Source organism: Streptomyces sp. 15-116A (assembly GCF_025290915.1).
Taxonomy (GTDB): Bacteria; Actinomycetota; Actinomycetes; order Streptomycetales; family Streptomycetaceae; genus Streptomyces.
The window spans coordinates 1-24,246 of the sequence record NZ_JAOCQE010000077.1 but is presented as its reverse complement, the minus strand read 5'-3'; the positions used below and the strand labels follow the sequence as shown (position 1 = coordinate 24,246).

General features: G+C 72.6%; 22 protein-coding genes and 2 pseudogenes. 10 read left to right on the top strand and 14 right to left on the bottom strand.

All coding sequences use genetic code 11. The annotated features are described in order from the left end of the window. The 4 genes from N4P33_RS15445 to N4P33_RS15430 all read right to left on the bottom strand — a co-directional run. Nucleotides 1-826 (bottom strand): NAD-dependent epimerase/dehydratase family protein (locus N4P33_RS15445; RefSeq protein ID WP_260827183.1); only part of this gene is annotated, 826 nt, incomplete at its 3' end. Nucleotides 827-1,167: 341 nt separating this feature from the next. Further along, nucleotides 1,168-2,316: an aromatic acid exporter family protein gene (locus N4P33_RS15440; RefSeq protein WP_260827184.1), complete on the bottom strand. Its 1,149-nt coding sequence runs from the start codon at nt 2,314-2,316 to the stop codon at nt 1,168-1,170. Between the two features lie 97 nt (nt 2,317-2,413). Beyond that, on the bottom strand, nt 2,414-3,070 hold the full coding sequence (locus tag N4P33_RS15435) for an HAD family hydrolase (RefSeq protein ID WP_260827182.1): 657 nt from the start codon (nt 3,068-3,070) through the stop codon (nt 2,414-2,416). 92 nt (nt 3,071-3,162) lie between these two features. Continuing rightward, complete coding sequence (locus tag N4P33_RS15430) at nt 3,163-4,188, bottom strand: PHP domain-containing protein (RefSeq protein ID WP_260827181.1); 1,026 nt, start codon at nt 4,186-4,188, stop codon at nt 3,163-3,165. A gap of 127 nt (nt 4,189-4,315) precedes the next feature. Between N4P33_RS15430 and N4P33_RS15425 the strand changes: the two genes are divergently transcribed. Together N4P33_RS15425 and N4P33_RS15420 are read left to right on the top strand one after the other, a co-directional pair. Beyond that, nucleotides 4,316-5,122 carry an SDR family oxidoreductase gene (locus N4P33_RS15425; protein WP_260827180.1) on the top strand — a complete coding sequence of 269 codons (807 nt, stop codon included), beginning with the start codon at nt 4,316-4,318 and terminating at the stop codon, nt 5,120-5,122. A 99-nt stretch (nt 5,123-5,221) separates the two neighbouring features. Continuing rightward, nucleotides 5,222-5,458, top strand: coding sequence for a hypothetical protein (locus N4P33_RS15420; RefSeq protein ID WP_260827179.1), 237 nt, complete (start codon nt 5,222-5,224; stop codon nt 5,456-5,458). A 61-nt stretch (nt 5,459-5,519) separates the two neighbouring features. Here N4P33_RS15420 and N4P33_RS15415 read toward each other — a convergent pair whose 3' ends face one another. Next, nucleotides 5,520-6,065 (bottom strand): VanZ family protein, encoded by a 546-nt coding sequence (locus N4P33_RS15415; protein ID WP_260827178.1) that lies wholly within the window; start codon nt 6,063-6,065, stop codon nt 5,520-5,522. 57 nt (nt 6,066-6,122) lie between these two features. Beyond that, on the bottom strand, nt 6,123-6,785 hold the full coding sequence (locus N4P33_RS15410) for a DUF4230 domain-containing protein (RefSeq protein ID WP_260827177.1): 663 nt from the start codon (nt 6,783-6,785) through the stop codon (nt 6,123-6,125). A 292-nt stretch (nt 6,786-7,077) separates the two neighbouring features. Here N4P33_RS15410 and N4P33_RS15405 point away from each other — a divergent pair, with 292 nt between their 5' ends. Beyond that, nucleotides 7,078-8,031: a ribose-phosphate pyrophosphokinase gene (locus tag N4P33_RS15405; RefSeq protein WP_260827176.1), complete on the top strand. Its 954-nt coding sequence runs from the start codon at nt 7,078-7,080 to the stop codon at nt 8,029-8,031. Nucleotides 8,032-8,034: 3 nt separating this feature from the next. Here N4P33_RS15405 and N4P33_RS15400 read toward each other — a convergent pair whose 3' ends face one another. After that, nucleotides 8,035-8,415: an anti-sigma factor antagonist gene (locus tag N4P33_RS15400; protein ID WP_260827175.1), complete on the bottom strand. Its 381-nt coding sequence runs from the start codon at nt 8,413-8,415 to the stop codon at nt 8,035-8,037. 241 nt (nt 8,416-8,656) lie between these two features. Between N4P33_RS15400 and N4P33_RS15395 the strand changes: the two genes are divergently transcribed. Continuing rightward, on the top strand, nt 8,657-9,049 hold the full coding sequence (locus N4P33_RS15395; protein ID WP_260827174.1) for a VOC family protein: 393 nt from the start codon (nt 8,657-8,659) through the stop codon (nt 9,047-9,049). Nucleotides 9,050-9,137: 88 nt separating this feature from the next. Here the strand turns inward: N4P33_RS15395 and N4P33_RS15390 are convergent, their stop codons facing one another. Both N4P33_RS15390 and N4P33_RS15385 read right to left on the bottom strand, forming a co-directional pair. After that, a complete protein-coding gene (locus N4P33_RS15390) occupies nt 9,138-9,446 on the bottom strand; it encodes a DUF4235 domain-containing protein (RefSeq protein ID WP_260827173.1) in 309 nt (102 codons plus the stop codon). Between the two features lie 44 nt (nt 9,447-9,490). Then, nucleotides 9,491-10,516, bottom strand: a complete 1,026-nt coding sequence (locus tag N4P33_RS15385) for a glutathione S-transferase family protein (RefSeq protein ID WP_260827172.1) — start codon at nt 10,514-10,516, stop codon at nt 9,491-9,493. 142 nt (nt 10,517-10,658) lie between these two features. Between N4P33_RS15385 and N4P33_RS15380 the strand changes: the two genes are divergently transcribed. Beyond that, a complete protein-coding gene (locus N4P33_RS15380; protein WP_313904517.1) occupies nt 10,659-11,588 on the top strand; it encodes a cation diffusion facilitator family transporter in 930 nt (309 codons plus the stop codon). Between the two features lie 89 nt (nt 11,589-11,677). On the opposite strand, the gene N4P33_RS15375 is transcribed toward N4P33_RS15380, so the two are convergent. Both N4P33_RS15375 and N4P33_RS15370 read right to left on the bottom strand, forming a co-directional pair. Further along, nucleotides 11,678-12,127: a nitroreductase family deazaflavin-dependent oxidoreductase gene (locus tag N4P33_RS15375; RefSeq protein ID WP_260827170.1), complete on the bottom strand. Its 450-nt coding sequence runs from the start codon at nt 12,125-12,127 to the stop codon at nt 11,678-11,680. Nucleotides 12,128-12,196: 69 nt separating this feature from the next. Further along, nucleotides 12,197-12,828 (bottom strand): annotated as a pseudogene (locus N4P33_RS15370) (LysE family transporter). A 274-nt stretch (nt 12,829-13,102) separates the two neighbouring features. Between N4P33_RS15370 and N4P33_RS15365 the strand changes: the two are divergent. After that, nucleotides 13,103-14,977 (top strand): ricin-type beta-trefoil lectin domain protein, encoded by a 1,875-nt coding sequence (locus N4P33_RS15365; RefSeq protein WP_260827169.1) that lies wholly within the window; start codon nt 13,103-13,105, stop codon nt 14,975-14,977. An 18-nt stretch (nt 14,978-14,995) separates the two neighbouring features. Here N4P33_RS15365 and N4P33_RS15360 read toward each other — a convergent pair whose 3' ends face one another. Then, nucleotides 14,996-15,655: a DUF4232 domain-containing protein gene (locus N4P33_RS15360; RefSeq protein ID WP_260827168.1), complete on the bottom strand. Its 660-nt coding sequence runs from the start codon at nt 15,653-15,655 to the stop codon at nt 14,996-14,998. A 127-nt stretch (nt 15,656-15,782) separates the two neighbouring features. Next, a complete protein-coding gene (locus N4P33_RS15355) occupies nt 15,783-18,164 on the bottom strand; it encodes a SpoIIE family protein phosphatase (RefSeq protein WP_260827167.1) in 2,382 nt (793 codons plus the stop codon). A gap of 271 nt (nt 18,165-18,435) precedes the next feature. Here N4P33_RS15355 and N4P33_RS15350 point away from each other — a divergent pair, with 271 nt between their 5' ends. Next, on the top strand, nt 18,436-20,679 hold the full coding sequence (locus N4P33_RS15350) for a glycoside hydrolase family 9 protein (protein WP_260827166.1): 2,244 nt from the start codon (nt 18,436-18,438) through the stop codon (nt 20,677-20,679). Here N4P33_RS15350 and N4P33_RS15345 read toward each other — a convergent pair. Further along, nucleotides 20,624-22,129 (bottom strand): cytochrome bc complex cytochrome b subunit, encoded by a 1,506-nt coding sequence (locus N4P33_RS15345; protein ID WP_260827165.1) that lies wholly within the window; start codon nt 22,127-22,129, stop codon nt 20,624-20,626. The two genes, N4P33_RS15350 and N4P33_RS15345, sit on opposite strands and share 56 nt — an antisense overlap. Before the next feature lie 189 nt (nt 22,130-22,318). On the opposite strand from N4P33_RS15345, the gene N4P33_RS15340 reads away from it, so the two are divergent. The 3 genes and pseudogenes from N4P33_RS15340 to N4P33_RS15330 form a co-directional block, all read left to right on the top strand. Then, nucleotides 22,319-22,564: a hypothetical protein gene (locus tag N4P33_RS15340; protein WP_260827164.1), complete on the top strand. Its 246-nt coding sequence runs from the start codon at nt 22,319-22,321 to the stop codon at nt 22,562-22,564. A gap of 3 nt (nt 22,565-22,567) precedes the next feature. Further along, the gene (locus tag N4P33_RS15335) at nt 22,568-22,945 is read left to right on the top strand and encodes a toxin Doc (protein WP_260827163.1); all 378 of its coding nucleotides are present in this window, start codon (nt 22,568-22,570) and stop codon (nt 22,943-22,945) included. Nucleotides 22,946-23,440: 495 nt separating this feature from the next. Further along, nucleotides 23,441-24,246, top strand: a pseudogene (locus tag N4P33_RS15330) (hydrolase); the annotation flags it as partial.

The window sequence follows — 24,246 nt, the reverse complement described above, 5'->3', positions numbered from 1 at the left end:
CCGCGGCGACCGCCGAGCGGGCCGCGGTGCGGGGCAGGCGGACGCGGCGGGTGCCGAGCAGCTCGCCGAGCAGTTCCGCGTCGACCGGCGGCTCCGCCGCGAGGTTGAACGCGCCCTTCGCGTCACCGTCCAGCACGGCCAGCCGGTACGCGGTCGCCGCGTCGTCGGTGTGCAGCGCCTGCACGCGCAGCCCGGGTATGTCGGGCAGGAACGGCAGCAGATCGGGGCGCATCAGCTGCCCCGGCAGGAAACGGCCGCCGAAGATCCGGCGCTGCTCGCTCGCCGACTCCCGCTTGAACAGGAAAGCGGGCCGCATCCGCACCACCCTTGTGTCCGGGTGATCGCGCTCGACCGTGTCCAGGGCCCGCTCCAGATAGGCCTTCTCCCGGCAGTACGCGGCGTCCGGCCAGCCGTGCGTGGGCCACGACTCGTCGACCGCTCGATCCTTCGGCCCCGGCGAGTACGCCCCGACGGACGAGGCGTGCACCAGCGCCGGCACGCCGGCCTCGGCGACCGCGTCGAACACGCGCATGCCGCCCAGGACGTTGGTGCGCCAGGTCGTCGCCGGATCGTGCGTCGGCTGGAACGCCCAGGCCAGATGGACCACCGCGTCGGCGCCCGCGAACCTCTCCGCGAGGCCGGAGCCCTCGGAGGCCAGATCCATCGCCGACCAGGTCGTCTTCGCCGGTGACCACTCGGGGATCCGCCGGGCCAGACCCACGACGGATTCGACCCGGGGCTCCTCGGAGAGGGCGCGCACCACGCTCGTCCCGACGTTCCCCGTGGCGCCCGTCACCACGACCCTCATGCCCGCGTTGCTGCTCACCGTCCACTCCTCTCGGCCGGATGCTCCGTGGAACCGGCCGAGTACCCGCAAGACGGGGCGGAAAGAGGACCCCGAGGAAGGGCGGAGAAGAAGACCCGAGGAAGGTGCCGAAAAGACAAGGCCCCGACCGCGACGGGGGAATCACGGTCGGGGCGGTCACGTGGTGGGCACGGATGGCGGTCGCCTCTCGGCGAAAGGCTCCACAGGGCTTCAGCCGAACGATCGTCCCTGTGGGCGAATGGTGAGGCCCGGGGACACTGTCCCATCCGCACCCACGCCTCGTTCAACGGGCAACCACCCTCGGGTGTTCCACCGAATGTCGCCGTTTGAGGTGATGTGCGTCACTCGTCGTGTACTTCCGGAACCAGGTCGGCCCACAGGTTCTCTGCCTGGAGCAGCAGCGTGCCCAGCACCGCCGCACGCCCGGCGCCCCGCCCGGCGTGCTCCCGCAGCCCTTCCCGCAGGTCCTCGTGCAGCTGCCGCATCACCGCCTCGGTCCGCTCGTCCGGGCGCGAGCCCCTTGCGGGGCCGTTGTCCAGCAGACGGCGCCCCTCCGCCTCGCAGGTGTCACCGATCAGCTTCAGCAACCGCCCGCAGCGGCGCAGCACCTCCGGATCCGGCGGAGCGGACGAGCGGTTGTCGTCGACGGCCACCGCCAGCGTGCGGGTCAGCGCCGTGACATGCCCGATGACTCGGCTGAACCGCTCGTCCTCCTCCTCCGGCGGCAGCGCGGCGGCCGGCGCCCGGTGCAGCGCCCGCAGGGGGCCCGAGGTGAACCGCAGGCTCTCCCGGCTCCAGCCGCGCGCCGAGCGCAGCGCGTCCAGCCGGCCGTGCAGCCGCAGCGAGGCCGCGTGCCGGTCCGCGGCCGTCCCCGCGTCCCAGTCGCCCTCCCGCAGATCCCCGGCGATCGCGTGCAGCAGATCACCGGTCTCCCGGGCGAGCGCCGACAGGTTCTCCCGTACGTCCCGCAGATGGATCGGCGGCAGCACCAGCGCGTTGACGGCGACACCGATGGCCGCGCCGAGCGCCGCCTGCCCGAGCCGGTGCCCGACCGCCGCGGCGCTGACCGTGCCCGAGGCGATCGTGAACAGCGCCGTGGTGGCGGCGTACACACCCTGGTCGCCGAAGCGCGGCCAGTTCGACAGCAGCATCAGCACCGGGATCGACAGCGCGAGCGCGCCCGTCGCGTCGTCCGTCACCACCTGCGCCCCCGACGCCACCAGCGCCCCGACACAGATCGCCGTGAACTGGCGGCCCGCCTGGAGCACCGAGCTGTACACGGTCGCCTGCACCAGCACCAGGGCCACCCAGGGGGCCATCAGCGCCATCGGGTCGCCGAGCCACACCCACGCCACCACCCAGGCCAGCAGCGCCGCCCCGGCCGCCTTCATCGACTGGACGAGCTGATCCCGTTCCCGTCCCGGCCCCCGCCAGGCGGCCCGCGCCGCGAGACCGGCGGCCCGTACGTCCCGCCGTACCGCGTCCGCCATCCGGGCCACCGGTGCCGTACGGCCGCCCACGTCCCCTCGCCCTGCCGTCTCCCACACACGCGTCATGCGCTGCCGGGTATCCCCGCACCCCGGCGGCTCACGCCAGCGGACTGCCCGGCAGCGACGCCAGCAGGTGAGCCGGGTCGTCGTACACCGCCTCGGCGCCCGCCTCCTCCAGATCGGCGCGCGGGATGCCGCCGCAGAGCAGGGCCACACAGCGCACCCCGGCCCGGCCGGCCGCCCGCATGTCCCACACCGTGTCGCCGACGAACACCGCCCGCTCGGCGGGCACCCCGGCCAGTTCCAGGGCGTGCTCGACCGGCTCGGGCGCGGGTTTGCCCTCGTCCACGTCGTCGGAGCTCGCCGTCGCGGTGATCGCCTCGTCGGCGCCGATCGCCCGGCGCAGCGCGCCCAGCTCCGCCCCGCCCGCCGAGGTGGCCAGCACCACCTTCCACCCGTCCGAGTGCAGCCGCTTCAGCAGCCGGCCCGCGTCCGGCAGGGCGGGCAGCCGGTCGAAGTACTGCCCGTACAGCGCCTTGTGCGCGGCGCTCAGCTGCTCGTCCTGGTCCGTGTCCCGCTCGTCGCCCAGCAGATGCGCGACGAGATCGGTGGAGGGCAGCCCCACGGCCCGGTGCACAGCGTGCATGGGCACCCGGTGGCCCGCCTGCCGGAAGGCCTCCCACCAGGCCGTCACATGCAGATGGTTGGTGTCGACCAGCGTGCCGTCGACGTCGAACACGGCCGCGCGTTCCATCACGGTCCCTTCTTCCGGCTTCCTGTGAGCGGCGCGGGTACCCACTCGGGCCGCCGCCCCGCCCGCCCCTGTCACGGCAGCTTCCGCGCCCGTCACGGCAGCTTCCGCTCCCGTGTCCAGCCCAGCAGCTGTTCCAGCGACCAGGTGGTGACCACCCGCTCGGACGGCACCCCGCACTCCTCCGCGCGGGCGCAGCCGAGGATCTGCCAGTCCAGCTGGCCCGGCGCGTGCGCGTCGGTGTCGAGGGCGAACAGCACGCCCGCCTCCACCGCCCGGCGCAGCAGCCGCTTCGGCGGGTCGAGCCGCTCGGGCCGGCTGTTGATCTCCAGGGCCGTGCCGGTCTCCGCGCACGCCGCGAACACCTCGTCCGCGTCGAACTGCGACTCCGGCCGCCCCCGCCCGCTCAGCAGCCGCCCGGTGCAGTGCCCGAGCACGTCCGAGTGCGGATCGCGTACGGCCGCGACCATGCGGCGGGTCATCGAACGGGCGTCCATCCGCAGCTTGGAGTGCACGGACACCACCACGACATCGAGCCGGTCCAGCAGCTCGGGCTCCTGGTCGAGGGAGCCGTCCTCGAGGATGTCGCACTCGATGCCGGTGAGCAGCCGGAACGGAGCCCAGGTCTCGTTCAGCCGCGCCACCACCTCCAGCTGCTCGCGCAGCCGGTCCGCCGACAGCCCGCGGGCCACGGTCAGCCGGGGGGAGTGGTCCGTGAGGGCGGTCCATTCGTGCCCGAGCGCCGCCGCGGCCCGCCCCATCTCCTCGATGGGGCTGCCGCCGTCCGACCAGTCGGAGTGCACGTGGCAGTCCCCGCGCAGCAGCGCCCGCAGCCCCTCGCCGCCCCGCCGCGCCGGCGTCTCGGCCGCCGCCTCGCCCTCCAGCTTCTCCAGATAGCCGGGCACCCGGCCCTCCAGGGCCTCCCGCACCACCTGCGCCGTCTTCGGGCCGACCCCCTTCAGCGACTCCAGCGACCCGGCCGCCGTCCGCTCGCGCACCTCTTCGGCGCCCAGCTCCGTCAGCACCCTGGCGGCGGTACGGAACGCCCGGACCCGGTACGTCGGCGCCAGTGACCGCTCCAGCAGAAAGGCGATCCGCTCCAACGCCTCGACGGGATCCATCGGCCACCTCCTCGCTCCAGAGTTCCCCAGCAGACGTACGGCCGCACGGCGTAAGCGGCGGTTTGCTCCCGGTGCGCCCGGGTACTGCGATGCCTCGTTCCGCTCCCCGCCGATCAGGAGGCCGTCTATGTCCGCTCCCACCGCCCCCGTCAGGGCCGCCGTGATCACCGGTGCCGACTCCGGGATCGGCCGGGCCACCGCCGTACGCCTGGCCGAGGCCGGTCTGGACGTCGGCATCACCTGGCACAGCGACCGGCAGGGCGCCGAGGAGACGGCCGAGGAGGTGCGGGCGCACGGGCGGCGGGCCGAGGTCGCCCGGCTGGACCTGACCCGGCTGCCGGCCGCCGCGGACACCGTCGACGAGCTGTGCGACCGGCTGGGCCGCATCGACGTCCTGGTCAACAACGCCGGTACGGGCACCATGACGCCCTTCCTCGACCTGGACCTCGCCACGGTCCGCGAGGTCCTCGACGTGGATCTGGTCGGCCCGTTCCTGTGCGGCCAGAAGGCGGCGCGGCACATGATCCGGCAGGGCGACGGGGGCCGCATCGTGAACGTCACCTCCGTGCACGAGCACCAGCCGCGCGTCGGCGCCGCCCCCTACTGCGCGGCCAAGGGCGGCCTCGGGCTGCTCACCCAGGTGATGGCGCTGGAGCTCGCCGAGCACGGCATCACCGTGAACGCCGTCGCCCCCGGCGAGATCGCCACCCCCATGACGGGCCAGGAGGACACCGACCCGCACACCGAGTCCCGCCCCGGCGTCCCCCTCGGGCGGCCCGGTGACGCCCGCGAGGTCGCCGCCGTCATCGCCTTCCTCGCCGGACCGGACGCCTCGTACGTCACCGGCGCCTCCTGGAGCGTGGACGGCGGAATGCTGCGGATGGGACCGCAGGCCGGGTCGCATCTGACGAGCGACGACTGGCGGCGCCCCTGAACGACGCCCGGCGGCGCCCGGTGACGCGGCGCGCGGCGCCCGGGGACGAAGGCCGCCCCGAACGCCGCGTTCGCGCCGATTGCGCTCTACGCTCTATTCATGACCGAAAGCGCGAGCCCGCACATCACCCACCCGCGGATCATGGTGCTCGGAGTCCAGCCCGGTACGCCGCCGTTCCGGATCGTGGAGATCGACGGACAGGTGGTCGGCGAGGCGAAGGCCGTCACCGATGTGCTGCAGGCCGCCGCCGCGTTCGGGATCACCGTCCACGACCTGGACGACCCGGACGTGGTCCGCTGGGTGGGCGGCGACAAGTTCACCTGGACCGTGCACTAGCGGCACGGCCCGTTCACACGCCCGGCGCCCCGTGGCGGGCGCCGGGGTCGGCCTGTGCCGGTCAGGCCTTGCGCCTGCGCGCGTGCACCGCGCGGGCCAGCCGCCGGCCCAGGAGCAGATAACCCAGCAGCGCGCCGCCGGTGTTCAGGATGACGTCGTCGACGTCGAAGGCCCGCCCGGTGACCAGCGCGCCCTGCGCGAACTCCACCAGCAGCATCACGACGGCGGTCAGCAGCAGCACCCGCAGGAATCCCCGGGTGCGCGGCGCGACCACCGGGGTGAGGATGCCGAACGGCACGCCCAGCAGGATGTTGCCGCCGATCTGCCGCACGGCGTCCCGCAGCGCCGGCTGGTCCAGATAGGCCCGCAGCGAGCGGCCCGGATGCAGATTGGTGTGCGTCAGCGCCTCGGAGGCGGGGGAGGGCTGCAGGGTCAGCCGGGCCAGGACCACCGCGAAGACCACCATGAACACGAAGGCGCACGCCATCGCCAGCAGCCGCAACGGCAGCGGGAGCGGGCGCCGCCCGTCCGGCTCCCCCTTGCCGCGCGCCGGCGGCCGGGGACGCCGGCGCGCGGCGGAGGCGGGATGCGAGGCGGTTCGGGCCATGGTGTCCTCCAGTCGTCGACATGCGTGCGGGGTACGGCGGTTGCTTCCCGGCGAGCGTCAGCCGCCGTAGGTGACCTTCACGTCCTTGAAGCCCAGGGAGCGCAGCAGACCTTCGAGCATCTCCGTGGTGTTGGCCTCCGCGCGGGCGGTCAGACCGCTGTCCTTCGCCGCGTCGCCGATGTGCCGCACGGCGAGCTTCTGCACGGCCTGTTCGCTGTTGGGGTTGTCCGAGAACAGGTCGCCGAGCCGGTCGAAGAGGCCGCGCTGCTTGGACACGGCGTAGGAGCGCTCGGGGTCCAGCGCCGGGGTGCCCAGCCGGGCGTGGGGCAGCCGCAGGGTGGCGGCCGTGCGGTCCTCGTTCACGCGCACGGCGTCCTTGCCGACCTTCCCGAGGTCGACATAGGCGTCCACGGTGCCGGCGCCCACGTACAGGGTGCGGCTGCCGCGCAGCGCGTCGGGCAGGTACTTGGCGTCCTTCTCCAGGTCGACGACCACCTGGAAGTTCCCGGAGGCGGCGTCGTAACGGCTCATGTCCTGGATCGACTTCAGCAGGGCGGGGCCGGAGCGGTCGTGGGTCTCGGTGCCGAACACGTCCTTCAGGCCCGGCAGGCCGCTGAGCCGGATCCCCGCGAGCAGCACGACGATCAGCAGCACCACCGCGGTCAGCGCCTTCACCCAGCGCGGTGTGCGCGTGGACAGTCGCCTGATGGGAGTCGTCATGGCGGACGGCCCTCCTTCCTACGGGTGCGGATGCCCCCCATCTCCCGCGTCAGACAGGTCCGTTGAGAACCCGCGACAGCGTCGGGTGCACAAAGGGGCGCACACCGCACCGAAGGGCGCGGAAAGCGCCTCGAAGGGGGTGCGGGGATCTGCGCGAACGGCCACGGACCGCCCGCGGTTCGCCGTACTGCCGCAGCTCCCGTCCCGGGGCGCAAGACGGAGAACGGCGCGTCGTCGCAGGCCAGTAGCATGAGCCTCGCCGGGCCGACATGATCATGCGAGGAGACCGACCGTGCGAGACATCGCCGTGTTCAGCGGCAGTGCCCATCCCGAGCTCGCCGAGGAGGTCTGCGCCCACCTCAAAGTGCCGCTCAGCCCCACCCGGGTCAGCCGGTTCGCCAACGACTGCCTGGAGGTGCAGCTCCAGGCCAACTGCCGTGAGCGGGACGTGTTCCTGGTGCAGCCGCTGGTCAAGCCGGTGCAGGAGCATCTGGTCGAGCTGCTGCTGATGTGCGACGCGGCCCGCGGGGCGTCGGCGTCCCGGATCACCGTGGTGATGCCGCACTACGCCTACGCGCGCTCCGACAAGAAGGACGCCCCGCGCATCTCGCTCGGCGGGCGCCTGGTCGCCGATCTGCTGGTGGCGGCGGGCGCGAGCCGGGTGCTGGCGATGACGCTGCACGCACCGCAGGTGCACGGCTTCTTCTCGGTGCCCGTCGACCATCTGCACGCCCTGCGTGAACTGGCCGCGCACTTCCGGCAGTACGACCTCAGCCGCACCACCGTCGTCTCGCCCGACCTGGGCAACGCCAAGGAGGCGGCCCACTTCGCCCGGCTGATCGGGGCGCAGGTGGCCGCCGGGGCCAAGCAGCGGTTCGCCGACGACCGGGTGCAGATCAGCTCCGTCATCGGCGAGGTCGCCGGACGGGACGTCATCGTCCTGGACGACGAGATCGCCAAGGGCAGCACGGTGCTCGAACTGCTCGACCGGCTGCGCGAGTTGGGGGCTCGGTCGATCCGGGTGGCCTGTACGCACGGGCTGTTCGCGGCCGGTGCGCTCAAGCGGCTGAGCGAGCAGAGCGACGTGCTGGAGATCGTGTGCACCAACACCGTCCCGGTGCCGGCGCACGAACACACCGACAAGCTGCGGATCCTGTCCATCGCCCCCGCGCTCGCGGAGGCGGTGCGGCGCATCCACAACGGTGAGTCGGTCAGCGCCCTGTTCGACACACCGCCGACCGCGTAACGGTCACACGGGGCCCGAGGCCGACTCCGGCTGCTCCAGGGCCGCGTCCAGCGTCGGGCGCGGCGGCAGCAGCCGGGAGAGACCGGTGATCCGCAGCATGCGCAGGGTCAGCGGGTGGACGCACACCAGGTGCAGCCGGCCGCCGCGGTCCCTCACCCGCTGCCGGGCGCGGTAGAGCAGCCGCAGGCCGGAGCAGTCGAAGAACTCGATCCGGGTCAGGTCGATCACCACCCGGGCGTCCGGCTCCGAGGTCGCCGCGTCCAGATGCGGGACGATCTCCGCGGCCGCGGCGATGTCGATCTCACCGCGGAACTCCAGCACCGTGTGTCCCCGGTCCCGGTGGACGCGCAGATGCCGGGTCAGCGGTGCAGGTTCGTGCCGCACGACGCCATCGCCTCCAGCCTGCTCCGTGCGCGGTACCGCGGGGACGGCGTACGGCGCCAACGTCGTTCCCCGCCAAGCAAGTTACCCTCGACCGACTGAATTTGAGCATGTTCGATTGACATATGTCTTCGAATTGCAGTCCTCGGCGCGGCGCCCGACTGAATTCGCTCGGTGCGGATATCCGTCTCCTGCAGGGCGGGGCGCGCGGCCCCGCCGCGACCGGCGGACCCGCGGAGGAGACATGACACTGGTGACGGCGGGCGTCGTGGTGCTCGACTGTGCCGAGCCCGAGAAACTGGCCCGGTTCTACACGGAGTTGCTCGACGCCGATCAGACGGACGCCAACGCCAACCGGGTGGAGCTCCGCTCCGCCGACGGCTTCCGGCTGGCCCTGCGCCGCGACGTCAACGCGACCGCCCCCAGCTGGCCCCGCCCCGAGAACTCGCTCCAGGCCCACCTGGAGTTCGTGGTGGAGGACCTCGACGCCGTGGAACGCCGCATCGTGGGCCTCGGCGGCCGCCCCGTGGAGGCCACCGACACCACGGGCCCCCTCGACGAACGCGGCTACGCCGACCCGGCCGGCCACTCCTTCACCCTGCGCCGAGGCGCCCCCACATCACCGAAACAGGGCTGAGGCGAGCGCACAGCACGGGCCGGGCGCGGGGTGCAGGGCACCCCGCGCCCGGCCGACGGCATCCTGACCGGGCCCTGACGCCGACGCGTCAGTCGCGGCCCTTCTTCTTCTCGGTGACGGGCCAGGTGCCCGTCGAGCGCTCGATGGCCTTCGCGCCCGCGCGGTCCACGGCGCTGCGCACCGCCGCGAAGATGGCGCCCTGGATCGCCGCGGCCAGCAGGATCTCTCCCCAGCGGCGGTCCCGGTCCAGCGCGTCGGGCGCGTTGTCCTCGTGCCGGATCACCTTCCAGGTCTTCTGGAAGGCGAGCCCCGCCAGGGTTCCGCCCGTCCAACTGAGGGCGAACCCGATCGGCTTGTACGCCATGGGCAGCTTCGCCTTCTTGCTCTTCTTCGCCACGTGGATCTCCTAGGTCGGTCGGCTGTGTTCCATGGATGGTCGGGTCAGGGGCGCCCCCGGGCGGGGACCTCCTCGTCGGCGCGGACCGGCCCCGGCGGGGTGCCGTCCCCGAACGGCCGGCCGCCCAGCTCCTCACGGTGATGGGGCGTCAGCCAGCCGGACGGATCGGGGCCGAGGGGCACGATGCCGGTCGGGTTGATGCCGGTGTGCACCTGGTAGTAGTGCCGCTTGATGTGGTCGAAGTCGACGGTGTCGCCGAACCCCGGCGTCTGGAAGAGATCACGGACGTACGCCCACAGCACCGGGTTCTCCGTCAGCTTCCACCGGTTGCACTTGAAGTGGCCGTGGTACACGGCGTCGAACCGCACCAGCGTGGTGAACAGCCGGATGTCCGCCTCGGTGATGGTGTCGCCGACCAGATACCGCTGCCCCTCGAGCCGCCGCGACAGCAGCTCGAGCCGCCGGAACACATCCGTGCACGCCGCCTCGTACTCCTCCTGCCCGGTCGCGAAGCCCGCCCGGTACACGCCGTTGTTGACGTCCCGGAAGACGTCCTCCATCACCGCGTCGATCTCGTCCCGCCGCTCCTTCGGATACAGGTCCGGCGCCCCCTCCCGGTGCAGGGCCGTCCACTCGGTGGCGAGATCGAGCGTGATCCGCTGGTAGTCGTTGGTGACCAGCTTCCCCGTGGGCACGTCGACGATCGCCGGCACGCTCACCCCGCCCGGGTAGTCCGTCTCCCGCCGGTCGTAGGCCTCGCTCAGATACCGGATGCCGAGCACCGGGTCCCGGCCGCCCGGGTCCAGCGTGAAGCGCCAGCTGCGGTCGTCCTGGATCGGGTCGGCGACCGCCAGCGACAGCGCGTCCTGAAGACCGAGCAGCCGCCGGGACACCAGCGCGCGGCTCGCCCACGGGCAGGCACGGCTGACGACCAGCCGGTACCGGCCGGGCTCCACCGGCCAGCCGTCGCCGCCGTCGGCGGTGATCCGGTCCTTGAAGTGCGCCTTCGACCGGGTGAACGCCTTCCTGCCGTAGGAGCTGTTGCCGCCGCCCCCGTCGTCGCGGCTCATGGATCTCCTCCTCCTCGCCGTTCCCGTTCAGGGTCCCTGTCACCGCGTTCCCCGTTTTCGGCACTCGGCACGGTGTGACCTAGCCCGACCGGGGCAATCGCCCGAGGTGAGTACACGATCGGATCGCAGAACACGGGTCACCGTGCTGGTGGCGCTCGGGGCCAATGTGGTGATCGCGGCGGCGAAGGCCATCGGCGGACTCGCCGTGGCGTCGCCGGCGCTGCTGTCGGAGGCGGCGCACTCGGTGGCCGACAGCATGAACGAGGTGTTCCTGCTCGCCGCACTGCGGCGCAGCCGCCGCCCGCCGGACCGCCGCCACCCCTTCGGCTACGGCAAGGAACGCTTCTTCTGGTCGCTCCTCGCCGCCGTGGGGATCTTCATCATGGGCGGCTGCTTCTCGTTCTACCAGGGCGTGGAGGCCCTGCGCGGCGGCGGTGCGGAGGACCTCGGCGGCTATGTGGCCGGACTCGTCGTGCTCGGTGTCGCCCTCCTCGCGGAGGGCGGCTCACTGCTGCGGGCCCTGTACCAGGTGCGCAGGCAGGGCGGCGCGGGCGACGGACTGCGCGACCCGGCCCTGCGCACGGTGGTCGCCGAGGACGGCACCGCCGTGCTGGGCGTGACCCTGGCCGCCGCCGGCATGCTGCTGCACATGGCCACCGGCCAGGTGCTGTGGGAGGCGGCCGCCTCCATGGCCATCGGCGCGCTGCTGGTCTACGTGGCCTACCGGCTCGGCCGGGACGCCCGCGCCCAGCTGATCGGCGAGGCCGCCGACCCCGAGGCGAGCGAACGGATCCGGGCGCTGCTGCGGGCCCAGCCGGAGATCGACAGCGTGGAGGCACTCTTCACCATGAAGACGGGCCTGGACACCGCCCTGATCGCCGCCCGGGTCGACCTCGCGCCGGGCCTGGACAGCGAGCGCGTGGAGGAGGTCGCCGTGCGCATCAAGCGGTCCATCGCCGGCGTCGTCCCCGAGGCGGAGCAGATCTTCCTCGACGTCACCGACCACCGCGCCCCCGAGGCCCGCGAGGCATGGGAGAGCCCCGCCGCGACGGGGGAACGCGGCGGGGCCTGACACTCACGTGCCCGGCGCCGGACACTTCATGCACACCGGACGGAGCGAATTTCTTGTCGCCGCGCCCCGGCGGAGTCCCGGCGGATCCGTCAGCCGCCGTCGACCGGTTCCAGCACGAAGACCGGGATCTCCCGGTCGGTCTTCTTCTGGTAGTCGGCGTACGGCGGATACGCCGCCACCGCGCGCTCCCACCACTCGTCCTTCTCCGCCCCGGTGACCTCACGGGCCGTCATGTCCCGCTTCACCGGGCCGTCCTGCAGCTCGACCAGCGGATCGGCCTTGAGGTTGTGGTACCAGACCGGGTGCTTCGGCGCCCCGCCCAGCGAGGCCACCACCGCATAGCGGCCGTCGTGCGCCACCCGCATGAGCGGCGTCTTGCGCAGCTTGCCGCTCTTCGCGCCGCGGCTGGTCAGCACGATGACGGGGTAATTCGTCCCCTGCAGGGTCGTCCCCTCCGTGCCGCCGGAGCTCTCATAGCGCTCCACCTGCTCACGCACCCACCGGGTCGGGCTCGGTTCGTACTCTCCCTCGAGAGGCATGCCATCCGTCCCATCGTCGTCGGCTGTCTGCTGTGCCGTGTCCCATGCAACACCCGCGGCCACCCGGATTCATCCGTGCGACACGGCCATGCGAAGGGCCAGGACCGTCATCACCGCGGCGGCCACCAGCGCGGTCACCAGCCGACCCCGGTGCCCGGTCAGCGCCCGGCCCAGCAGCGCGCCCCCGCCGGCCAGCAGCACCTGCCAGCTCGCGGACGCGACGAAGGCCGCCGTCACGAACACCGCCTGCTCCCAGAACCCGGCCGTCGCGCCGGTCCGCGTGCCGAGCACGAGCGCCGCGAAGTAGATCACGGTGGTGGGGTTCAGCAGCGTGATCCCGAGCAGCACGACGTACGCCCGTACGGGGCCCGGGGAGCGGGATCGCGGCGGGTGGCGAGCCGGCGCTCGCGGTACTGCCGCACCGCCCCGGCCGCGCTCCACGCCGCCAGCGCCAGCAGTACCAGCACACAGATCCAGCGCAGCGGCGTGAGCACCGGCCGCAGCACGGACGCCAGGGCGGAACCGCCGACGGTGGCCGCGAGGGCGTACAGGCCGTCGGCGGTGGCGACGCCGAGAGCAGCGCAGACGCCGGTGCGCAGCGAGGTGCGGGCGGTCAGGGAGACCAGGTAGGTACCGACGGCGCCGACGGGCACGGCGATGCCGTACCCGGCGAGCAGCCCCGCGACGAGGGCGCCGGTCATGAGCGCGGCGGTGTCGGTCCTCCGCGGCGACCGGGCTGCTGCTGTCGGCGCGCCGAAGGTGCGGCGGCGGACAGGGGCAACGGGGCGGGCATCGTGCGCATGGCAGGAGCCTGGGGCCCCGGCCGCGGTACGCACAACCGGTTTTCTCAGCGCACCACGAAAGCCGATCGGCAAACCTCGGTATCCCTTGTTCCCCCTCGTCGGCCTGTGCAAGGGTGTGGCGCTGTCGGCGTGCAGACAACGATTCCTGACCGTCCCCGAGAGGAACGCAGCCGTGAAGCGCACCGGCCCGTCGCATTCCGCGGATCCGTCCCGCCCGTTCGGCGTCACGGACGAGCAGCTGAGCGCCGAGCTCCGGACATGGACCGGTGCCACGCCCGCGCTGCATCCGGTCGGGGAACTGCTGGACCGGCACTGGGAAGCCGCCTTCACCTACGCGTGCCTGTGCACCGACGGCCCGCGCTCCGCCGGCATGCTCACCACGGCCGCCTTCACCCGGCTCTTCGGCGAGACCCTGCGGTACAACGGCCCGGCCTCCGCCTGGCGGCCCCAACTCCTCGTGACCGTGCGCCGGATCGCCGCCGAGTGGGACGACGACGGCCGACGCGACCTGCTCCACCCCGACCTCAGGGCCGCGGCCGGTGACGGCGGCCGGCCCGCCGCCCTCCTGCTGCCGCGGCCCGAACGGCGGCTGCTGTCCGGTGCCTTCGGGCGACTGCCCCAGACCGCCCGGTGCCTGCTGTGGCACGCCGAGGTCGAGTCCGAACCGCTCGCCGTCCCCGCCGCGCTGCTCGGCACGGACGAGGAGAGCGCCCGCATCCAACTGGACCGCGCACACGCCCGGTTGCGTGAGGAGTGCCTCCAGCTCCACCGCGAACTCGCCCCGCACCAGGAGTGCCGCAGCTATCTGCGCATGCTGGACGTCACCTGCCGCCGCCCCGGCGTCACCGTCGATCCCGACCTGCGCCACCACCTGGACACCTGCACCCACTGCCGGTACGCCGCGGACCAACTCACCCGCTTCACCGGCGGGCTCGGCACGGCACTGGCGGAGGCGGTCCTCGGCTGGGGCGCCCGGGACTATGTGGCGAGCCGCGCTCGCGCGGCCGACGGCGCGCGCACGACCGGTGCGGGGCAGATACCGCCGGCCCGGGACGTCTTCGACATCGCGGTGGCCGCCGGAGACCTGGCCGAGGTGCGGACCTTCCGGAGTGCCGAGGAGTTCCCCGGTGCGGAGGCGTTTCCCGGTGCGGAGGCGTTTCCCGGCGCCGGAACGCAGGCCGCTCCCGCCGCGCATGCCGTGCCCGCCGAGGCGTTCTCCTTCTGGAGCGCCGAGCCGTTTCCGGGACCGGTCCCGGATGCCCTCCGCGAGGCCCGCCGTACGGCATCCCCGCACGCCCGCACCTCACCGACACCCCGCCACGCCCCACCCCGCCCCGCCCGGACGGCCGTCCGCCGGCGGCACATCACCGCGGGCGTGCTCACCGTAAGCGGCCTGATCGTCCTTCCCCTGGTCCTCTGGGCCACCACCGGCACCGGCGACGACACCGACCGCACCCCGCCACGCGGCGACGGCCGTTCCTCCCGCGCACCCGGAGCAGGGGCGAGCCCCTCGACCGGCGGCGACCCCTCCTGGATCGGCACCGGCCAGACGGCCGAGGGCGCCCTGCGCGGGCGGCTGCGCAACACCGCCTCCGGCCTGTGCGTCGGCCTGACCGGCGGCAGGACAGTCCCCGGAGCGGAAGCCGCACTCGCCCCCTGCTCCACCGCCGACGACCAGCTGTGGACGTACGAAAGCGACGGCCGGCTGCGCAGCGCCGCCGATCCGAACCTGTGCCTGGATTCCCGCATCGGCTACTCGGTGCGCCTGGACGCCTGTACGGGAGGCTCGCGCGCCGACGCCGACGACGACGTCCGCTACGACTTCACCGTGCAGGGCGCCCTCGTCCCCCGCGCCGACCGGAGGCTGGCCCTCGCACCGGCCGCCACCGACGGCTCGGGCGCCCTCGTCCTGAAGACCCGCACCGACGAGGACCCCCAGCGCTGGGCGATCGACGGCACCGCACCGGCCGACCCGCGGCTGAAGGCCGTCCACTGGGACACCGAGCTCAGCAGCCCCTCACCGACGCCCGGCGGACGCCGCCGCTGATCGGCCCTGGCCCCTGTGTCAGGGCCCGGCCCCTGGCTGAAGCACCGTCAGGAACACCTTGGAGGAGTTGCCCCCGACCGGGACCTCACCGGCCTTCCACGGCACCTTCAACGGCTCGCGCTCGTCCGGCGGGGTGACCAGCAGCGCCGCCGGTACGGCCGTACGGGCGCCGGAGACGCCGGGGCTCGCGTACCGCAGTCCCGCCCAGGCGCTCTCGCCGGGCGCCAGCGTGACGGAGCGCGCGTCGCCGGGGGTGCGCACCGGGTCCGGGCCGAGCTGCCGGCCGGCCGCGTCCACGAACGCGGCACCCGGATAGCCGTACACCGTGCAGGTGCGGGAGGAGTCGTTGGTGAGCACGACCGGGAAGTTGCGCTGTCCGGCCCCCGGGTCCATCCGGCCGACGCTCGCGCTCAGTTCGGACGTCCGGCAGCGGGTCCCCGAGGGCTGCGTCGGCTCGTCCGCCCGCGCGGAGGGGGAGCGTACCGAGGAGTGCACGGACGCCGCGACGGTGTCGCTGGGCACCGCGGGCGGGGTGGAGAACGCGGAGGTCCGCTCGGTGGGGGCCGAGGGTCGGGGGGACGTGCCGGTCGCGGTGCCGATCTCGGTGCCGCACGAGGCGAGCGCGCCCAGCACCATCAGTCCGCTCGCGAGTACCACCGTCTGGCGTGCGTACGCCATGGTTCACCTCATTCGTCGAGCCCGAGGCCGGTGCGCGGCCCCGCGCACCGACGCCGCGCACCGCCATCTGTCCGGGTCTCCCGGTGACGCCCCGGGAAACAGCCGTGAGCGCCGCCCCGCCGGACGCTCACAGCTCGTCCAGCACCCCCAGCTCCGCCCAGATGGTCTTGCCCTCCGGGGTGTGCCTGCTGCCCCAGCGCTGGGTGAGCTGGGCGACCAGAAGCAGTCCCCGGCCACCCTCGTCCCAGGTCTTGGCGCGACGCAGGTGCGGGGCGGTGTGGTTGGTGTCGGAGACCTCGCAGATCAGCGTCGAGCCGTCGTGGATCAGCCGCAGCCGAATGGGCGGCGCGCCGTACCGGATGGCGTTGGTGACCAGCTCGCTCACCACCAGCTCCGCGGTGAACGACGCGTCGGTCAGCGACCAGACGGCCAGCTGGTCCAGGACCTGCTTGCGGATGGGGGCGACGAGCGCCGGATCGGCGGGGATGTCCCAGGTCGCGACCTGCGAGGACGGCAGGCCGTGGGTGCGGGCCAACAACAGCGCCACGTCGTCCGCCGTGCCGCCCGGCTGGAGCATGGTGTGCAGGACGCGGTCGCAGGTCTCGTCGAGCGGACCCGAGGGCGCGTGCGCCAGCGCCTCGCGGAGCATCGCGTGGCCGGCCTCCACGTCGCGGGCGCGGGACTCGAGCAGCCCGTCGGTGTAGAACGCCAGCACCGTGCCCTCGGGCAGGTCGAGTTCCGCGGACTCGAAGGGCAGCCCGCCGAGCCCGAGGGGCGGCCCCGACGGCAGGTCCAGCTGCCGGGCCCGGCCGTCCGGCGGGACCACCACGGGCGGCGGATGTCCCGCCCGCGCCAGGGTGCAGCGGCGCGACACCGGGTCGTACACCGCGTACAGACAGGTCGCGCCGACCTCGCCCGGGCTGCCGTCGCCCGACTCCTGCGACAGATGCAGGACCAGGTCGTCGAGGTGGGTGAGCAACTCGTCGGGGGCCAGATCGATGTCGGCGAGGGTGCGGACGGCCGTGCGCAGCCGGCCCATGGTCGCCGAGGCGGTGATGCCGTGGCCGACGACGTCCCCGACGACCATGGCGACCCGCATCCCGGACAGCGGGATCACGTCGAACCAGTCGCCGCCCACCCCGGACCGCGCGGCCGGGAGATACCGGGACGCCGCCTCCACCGCGGCCGTGCTCGGCAGATGGCGGGGGAGGAGGCTGCGCTGCAGCGTGAGCGTGGTCTCGCGCTCGCGGGAGTAGCGGCGGGCGTTGTCGATGCACACGGCGGCGCGGGCGCTGACCTCCTCGGCGAGCAGCACGTCGTCGTGGGTGAACGCCTCGGGGCGCCGGAAGCGGGTGAAGGCAGCGACGCCCAGGGTGGTGCCGCGGGCCTGCAGCGGTACGGACATCATCGAGTGGACGCCGTACTCGCGGACCTGCCGGGCCCGCGCCTCGTCCACCGCGAGCCACGGGTCGAGATCGCCGGAGGCCACCGAGGCGATGATGCTGTGCCCCGCGATCAGCGAGTCCGCCTGCGGCGCGGCGGCCGGGTAGACGACCACCTCGCCGACCTCGGCGACCGATTCGGGGCTGCCCGGGGTCAGCGAGTGATGGGCGATCCGGCGCAGCGAGACGGGCGGGTTCAGCGGGCTGACGGGGTCGCTGCCGGGCTCCTGCGGCTCGAGCAGATCCACGCTGACGAAGTCGGCGAGCGCCGGCACACACACCTCCGCCAGCTCCTGGGCCGTGCGGGTGACGTCCAGGGTGGTGCCGATGCGGATGCTGGCCTCGTTGACCAGCTGCAGCCGCTCCCGCGCCCGGTACTGGCCGGTGAAGTCATGGGCCGTCACACACACGCCCCGCACCCGGCCGGCGTGGTCGGTCAGCGGCGCCATCCGGGCCAGCCACGCGTGCGCGCGCATCTCGCCCGTGGCCTTCATGAACGTCTCCATGTCGTGCCGCCGGCCCGTGCGCAGCACCTGGTGCAGATGCTGCTCCAGCTCGGAGTGCTGGTGCCGGCCGCCCACGTCGGTGGGCCTCAGGCCCCGCAGGTACTCGGCCGGCAGCCCGAGGAGCTCGGCCATGGCGTCGTTGACGCCGCGCAGCCGCAGCCGGTCGTCGAAGACCATGGTGGCGCAGGGCGACTGGGACACGGCGGCGCGGATCAGCGGATCGTCGGGCAGTTCGTCGTCGGGGGAGCGCAGCGGCGACACGGCGAGCCAGTCGCCGGTGCCTGAGCCGTCCGGGTCCTTGCGGTGGGCGAGGACCCACGCGGTGACGGTGCCGCCGTCGCGGTGCCGCAGGGCGAGGGTGCCGCTCCAGCGGGCGTCGACCGGGGGCCGGGGTGCCGGCTCACCGTCGGCCAGCAACTCGGCGGCGGGGCGGCCGACGACCTCCTCGGCCGTGTGGCCCAGCAGCAGCCGGGCGCCCTCGTTCCACTGTGCGAGCGTGCCGTCGGCGGCGATGACGGCCCGGGCCGTCACGGCATCGTCGAACGGGTCGTCCGGCCTCATCGTCGCCACTCCATCGCGCACACTCACCGTGAACCGGTGTATCGCCTGAGTTCCAGCCTAGTGCGTCGGGCGCCCCCGTGGATGAGAAGCATCACCCGGCCCGCACCGGGGCGCCCTACGCCACCAGTCCCGTCACAACCGTTGACGCAGTGTCACCCGTGCCACAACCATGGTCCGCAGCCGAATGGGAGCGCTCCCATCAATCGCGTCATATGGGGGCGCCGCCCGCATCCCGTCGCACCTCCCGAACCTCCCGCAGAGGAGCCCAGACGTGAACAGACGCAGAACCGCGTTGCTGTCCCTGACCGGCCTGCTGGCGACCGCCCTCACCGCCCTGCCCGCCGCCCCGGCCGGCGCCGAGGAGACGGAGCAGGTCAGGAACGGCACCTTCGACACCGGCATCGAGCCCTGGTGGACCTCGCCGAACGTCACCGCGGGCGTGTCCGACGGCCGGCTGTGCGCGGATGTGCCCGGCGGCACCACCAACCGCTGGGACGCCGCCGTCGGGCAGAACGACATCACCCTGGTGAAGGGCGAGTCGTACCGCTTCTCCTTCGCCGCGACCGGCTCACCCGCCGGGCACTCGGTCCGCGCGATCGTCGGCCTGTCCGCTGCGCCCTACGACACCTACCACGAGGTGACCCCGCAGCTCAGCGTCTCCGGCGACACCTACTCCTACACCTTCACCTCGCCCGTCGACACCACCCAGGGCCAGGTCGGCTTCCAGCTCGGCGGCAGCGCGGACGCCTGGCGGTTCTGCATGGACGACGTGTCCCTGCTCGGCGGGGTGCCACCGGAGCCGTACGAACCCGACACCGGGCCCCGGGTCCGCGTCAACCAGGTCGCCTATCTGCCCTCCGGACCCAAGAACGCCACCCTCGTCACCGACGCCACCGACAGGCTGCGCTGGGAGCTCAAGGACGCCGACGGAGACGTGGTGCGGCGCGGCTGGACCGTGCCGCGCGGCGTGGACGGCTCCTCCGGGCAGAACGTCCACTCCATCGACTTCGGCGCGCACCGCACGCGCGGCACCGGCTACACGCTGACCGCCGACGGCGAGACCAGCCGGCCCTTCGACATCGACGCGAGCGCCTACGAGCGGCTGCGGCTGGACGCGGCGAAGTACTACTACACCCAGCGCAGCGGCACCCCGATCCGCGACGACCTGCGCCCCGGCTACGGCCGCCCCGCCGGGCACGTGGACGTCGCCCCCAACCAGGGCGACGGCAAGGTCCCCTGCCAGCCCGGCGTGTGCGACTACACCCTCGACGTCACCGGCGGCTGGTACGACGCCGGCGACCACGGCAAGTACGTCGTCAACGGCGGCATCAGCACCTGGGAGGTGCTCAGCACCTACGAACGCGCCCGCCACGCCCGCACCGGCGAGGCCGGCAAGCTCGGCGACGGCACCCTGAACATCCCGGAGAGCGGCAACAAGGTGCCGGACCTCCTCGACGAGGCCCGCTGGGAACTGGAGTTCCTGCTGAAGATGCAGGTGCCGGACGGCGAGCCGCTGGCCGGCATGGCCCACCACAAGATCCACGACGAGCAGTGGACCGGGCTGCCCCTGCTGCCCAGCGACGATCCGCAGAAGCGGGAACTGCACCCGCCGACCACCGCCGCCACCCTCAACCTGGCGGCGACGGCCGCGCAGGCGGCCCGGCTGTACAAGCCCTACGACAAGGAGTTCGCGGCGAAGGCCCTGGCCGCCTCCCGCAAGGCCTGGGCGGCCGCCCTCGCTCATCCGGAGATCTACGCCGACCCCGACGACGGCATCGGCGGCGGCGCCTACCCGGACGACGACGTCACCGACGAGTTCTACTGGGCGGCGGCCGAGCTGTATCTCACCACCGGTGAGCGGGAGTTCCAGGACTTCGTGCTGAACTCCCCGGTGCACACCGCGGACATCTTCGGTCCCCTCGGCTACGACTGGGCGAGGACCGCGGCGGCGGCCCGGCTCGACCTGGCCACCGTGCCGAGCAGGCTCCCCGGCCGGGACAAGGTGCGTCACTCCGTCGTCAAGGGCGCCGACCGCTATGTGGCGACGCTCAGGGCACACCCGTACGGCATGCCGTACGCCCCGGAGGACAACCGCTACGACTGGGGCTCCAACCACCAGATCCTGCACAACGCGGTCGTCATCGCCACCGCCTACGACATCACCGGCGCCACCAAGTACCGTGACGGCGCCCTGCAGAGCATGGACTACATCTTCGGCCGCAACGCGCTCAACATCTCCTACGTCACCGGCTACGGCGACGTCGACGCCCGCAACCAGCACAGCCGCTGGTACGCCCGCCAGCTCGACCCGAACCTGCCGAACCCGCCCGCCGGCACCCTCGCCGGCGGTCCGAACTCGAGCATCCAGGACCCGCTCGCGCAGGCGAAACTCCAGGGCTGCACCGGCCAGTTCTGCTACATCGACGACATCCAGTCCTGGTCGACCAACGAGCACACCATCAACTGGAACTCGGCCCTGACCCGGATGGCGTCCTTCGTGGCGGATCAGGCCTGACGCCCTCCACCAGTTCCCCCGGCCGCTCATGCGCGGTCAGCGTGTGCAGCCGGGCCCGGTCGAGCGGCTGCCGCACCTCGACGTACTCGCCGTGCGGCAGCCGCTTGATCACTCCGGTCTCCCGGCCGTGCTCCACCAGCTCCCGGTCGCGCAGCTGAAGTCCGTGGCAGATGCGCCGGGTGACCACGAGGACCGCCGCCGGGACGACGAACACCGCGATGCGCACCGCCCAGGTCACCGTGTTGATCGACAGATGGAGCCGGGTCGCCACGATGTCGTTGCCGCCGCCCGCCAGCAGCACGAGATACAGGCTGATCCAGGCCGCGCCGATGCCCGTGCGGACGGGATGGTTGCGCGGCCGGTCCAGGATGTGGTGCTCACGGTCGTCCTTGGTGAACCGCGCCTCCAGGAACGGGTAGACGCCGATGAACGCCAGGAGCAGCGGGAAGGCCACGATCGGGATGAACACCCCCAGCACCAGCGTGTGGCCCCACAGGGTGATCTCCCAGCCCGGCATGATCCGCACAAGGCCCTCGGCGAACCCCAGGTACCAGTCGGGCTGGGCGCCGGTGGAGACCTGGTCGGGCCGGTACGGGCCGTAGGACCAGACCGGGTTGATCGTCGCGATCCCCGCGATCAGCGTCAGCAGCCCGAACACCAGGAAGAAGAAGCCGCCCGCCTTCGCCAGATAGACCGGCATGAACGGGGCGCCGACCACGTTGCGTTCGGTCCGGCCGGGACCCGCGAACTGGGTGTGCTTGTGGTAGACGACCAGCAGCACATGGGCCACCACCAGCGCCGCCATGATCCCCGGGATCACCAGCACGTGCAGCGAGTAGAAGCGGGCCACGATGTCGTCGCCGGGGAACTCGCCGCCCAGCACGAACATCGACAGATACGTCCCCACGATCGGCACCGACAGCAGCGCGCCGTCGACGAACCTGAGCCCCGTTCCCGACAGCAGGTCGTCCGGGAGCGAGTAGCCGAACAGCCCCTCGAAGAGCCCGAGGAACAGCAGCAGCCAGCCGAACACCCAGTTGACCTCGCGCGGCTTGCGGAACGAACCGGTGAAGAAGTGCCGCATCATGTGCGTCAGCATCCCCGCGATGAACACCAGCGCCGCCCAGTGATGCAGCTGCCGGATCAGCAGCCCGCCGCGCACGTCGAAGCTGATCTCCAGTGTCGAGGCGTACGCCTCGGACATCCGCACCCCGTTCAGGGGCGTGTAACTGCCGTGGTACGTCACCTCGTTCATCGACGGATGGAAGAACAGCGTCAGATACACACCGGTCAGGATCAGCACCACGAAGCTGTACAGACAGATCTCGCCGAGCAGGAACGACCAGTGGTCCGGGAACACCTTGCGCAGATACTTCCGGCCCAGGGTGTGGATCCCGAGCCGCCCGTCGAACCAGTCGGCGACCCGCTCCCCCCGTGTGTGGCTGTCCATGGGCGTCCTCCCGTGTACGCGCGCGACACCCCTGCGACGTCAGGACGGGGCCGGAATGTGACATGCCGGGCCCCCGTGTGACGCGGGTCTCAGTCGGCGCCTCACCCGCCGTTCCTCGCCGGTACCGCTCCGTATCCGCTGTGACCTGGGGCTATTTACGAGCCAGTACCCGAGCGGTACCGTGAAGTCATGCCAGCTCTCAACGTGGAGTTCAGCGACCGCGAGCTAGAGGACCTGCGGCAGATCGCCAAGGAGCGCGGTACGTCCATGAAGGCGCTCGTGCGCGAGGCGGCGGCTGCCGACATAGCCCGGCACCGGGCGCTGCAGGAAGGCGCGGAGGCGTTCCGCCAGTTCTTCTCCTCCCATGCCGACGAGTTCGCTGCCGCCTTCCCGGACGACGAACCTCCCGCCAAGGGCGAGGGGCGGGCCGCCTGACCCATGGCAGCCGCCCTCCACATCGACGTGCCCTGGCTGCTCCAGCGGCACGAGGAGGTCCTTCCGGACCAGCCCGTCATCAACGACTTCTCCGCGCTGGTCGCCGCCGTCGCCCGGCACCGTGTGGACCCGCCGCGCCTCGGCGTCGACTCCGACCCCGCCTGGCGGGCCGCGGCCCTGCTGCACACCCTGGCGGTGCTCCGCCCGCTGCCGTCGGCCAACGCCCGGTTCGCCTGTGCCACCGCGGTGGCCTACATGTTCGTCAGCGGTGTCGGCATCGACCCGCCCTACGGCGCGCTGGTCGACCTGGCGCGCGATCTGATGTCCGGCGCGACGGACATCTACGGTGCCGCCGACCGGCTCCGCTCCTGGCAGATCTGAGCAGGCGGAGCCGGCACGCGGCTCGGGGAGCAGCGCCCGGCGGGGGAGCGGGTGGCCCCTCGGGCCGCCGGCCGAGGGCGGGAGGAACGGGGCCGGCGGCCGTGCGCGCGGGAGAGCCGCCGTCCCGCGCGTGACCTCCGAGAAGGGCCGTCATCAGTTGACTACGCTCCGGCGTGCGCCGGGAGCGTGCGCGGCGCACCCGGCTGGGGCACGCCGTTCACACGGGGTGTGCGGGCCCCTCGAAAAGCCCGGCCGAAAGCCGCCCCGAGCAACGCCGGAGTCCTTTTCCTTTCTGACTTTCTGTCAACGCGCAGATCTTCCTCAACCGCCTTGTTGGCCCTGTGTCGTTTGTGCGAGAGTGAGCCACCCATGCGGGGGGTATTGGCGGCGAATTCGCACTCCCCGCGTCACGCCAAAGAGGTATGAACCAATCGGGCTTCCTTTTCGGCGTACCAGAACCTCTGTGTCACCTGCGCGTGGGAAGGAACCACCTCAGTGCCCACCCCCCACCCCCCTCGACCTCCGTTTCCCCCGCCCGGCGGGGATCATGGAGAGTCCGACGAGTCTCTCGCCACCCGGCTGCGAGGCCGTCCGGAGGGCGAGGCCGCCCCTGCCGTCGCGCTGCTGACGGCGCGGCACTGGCAGTCCATGTACGACTACGCGACCGTCTGTCTGGCGTCGTCGGGCCGGCTCGCCGCCATGGTCACCGCCACCGCCCTGCATCGCGTGCTCAACCGCGTCACCACCGGCGAGTCCGCCGTCGCGCTGCGCCCGGTGCTGCTGGTGACCGTGCGGGACACGGTCCGCGAGTGGGCGGAAGACGATCGAATAACGAATGTGTTGCCGGGCTTGCAGAAACCCGCGGGCGGACGCGGGATGCGCGCGGCGACCACCATGACTCCGGAAAATCGCACACTCGCCCAGCGGGCATTTCGGTCGCTGCCCGGACACGCGCGCTGTTTGCTCTGGCATGTCGAGGTGGAGGCGGAACCCATATCCGTACCCGCCGGTCTGCTCGGCATGGATACCGACATCGCGTCGGGCACACTCGAACAAGCGCGAGACAGATTCCGTCAAGCTTGTGTTCATGCCCATCAAGAACTGGCACCGAGCAAGGACTGCCGGTTCTACAACCGTCTCCTCGACGTCCCGATCCGCCGCGGCGGTGCCCTGCTCCCGGATGTGCGCAGCCATCTGGCCCAGTGCCGCCACTGCCGTGACGCGGCGGACCAGCTGAGCCATTTCGAGGGCGGGCTGGGCACCCTGATCGCGGAGGCGGTGCTCGGCTGGGGCGCCCGCCG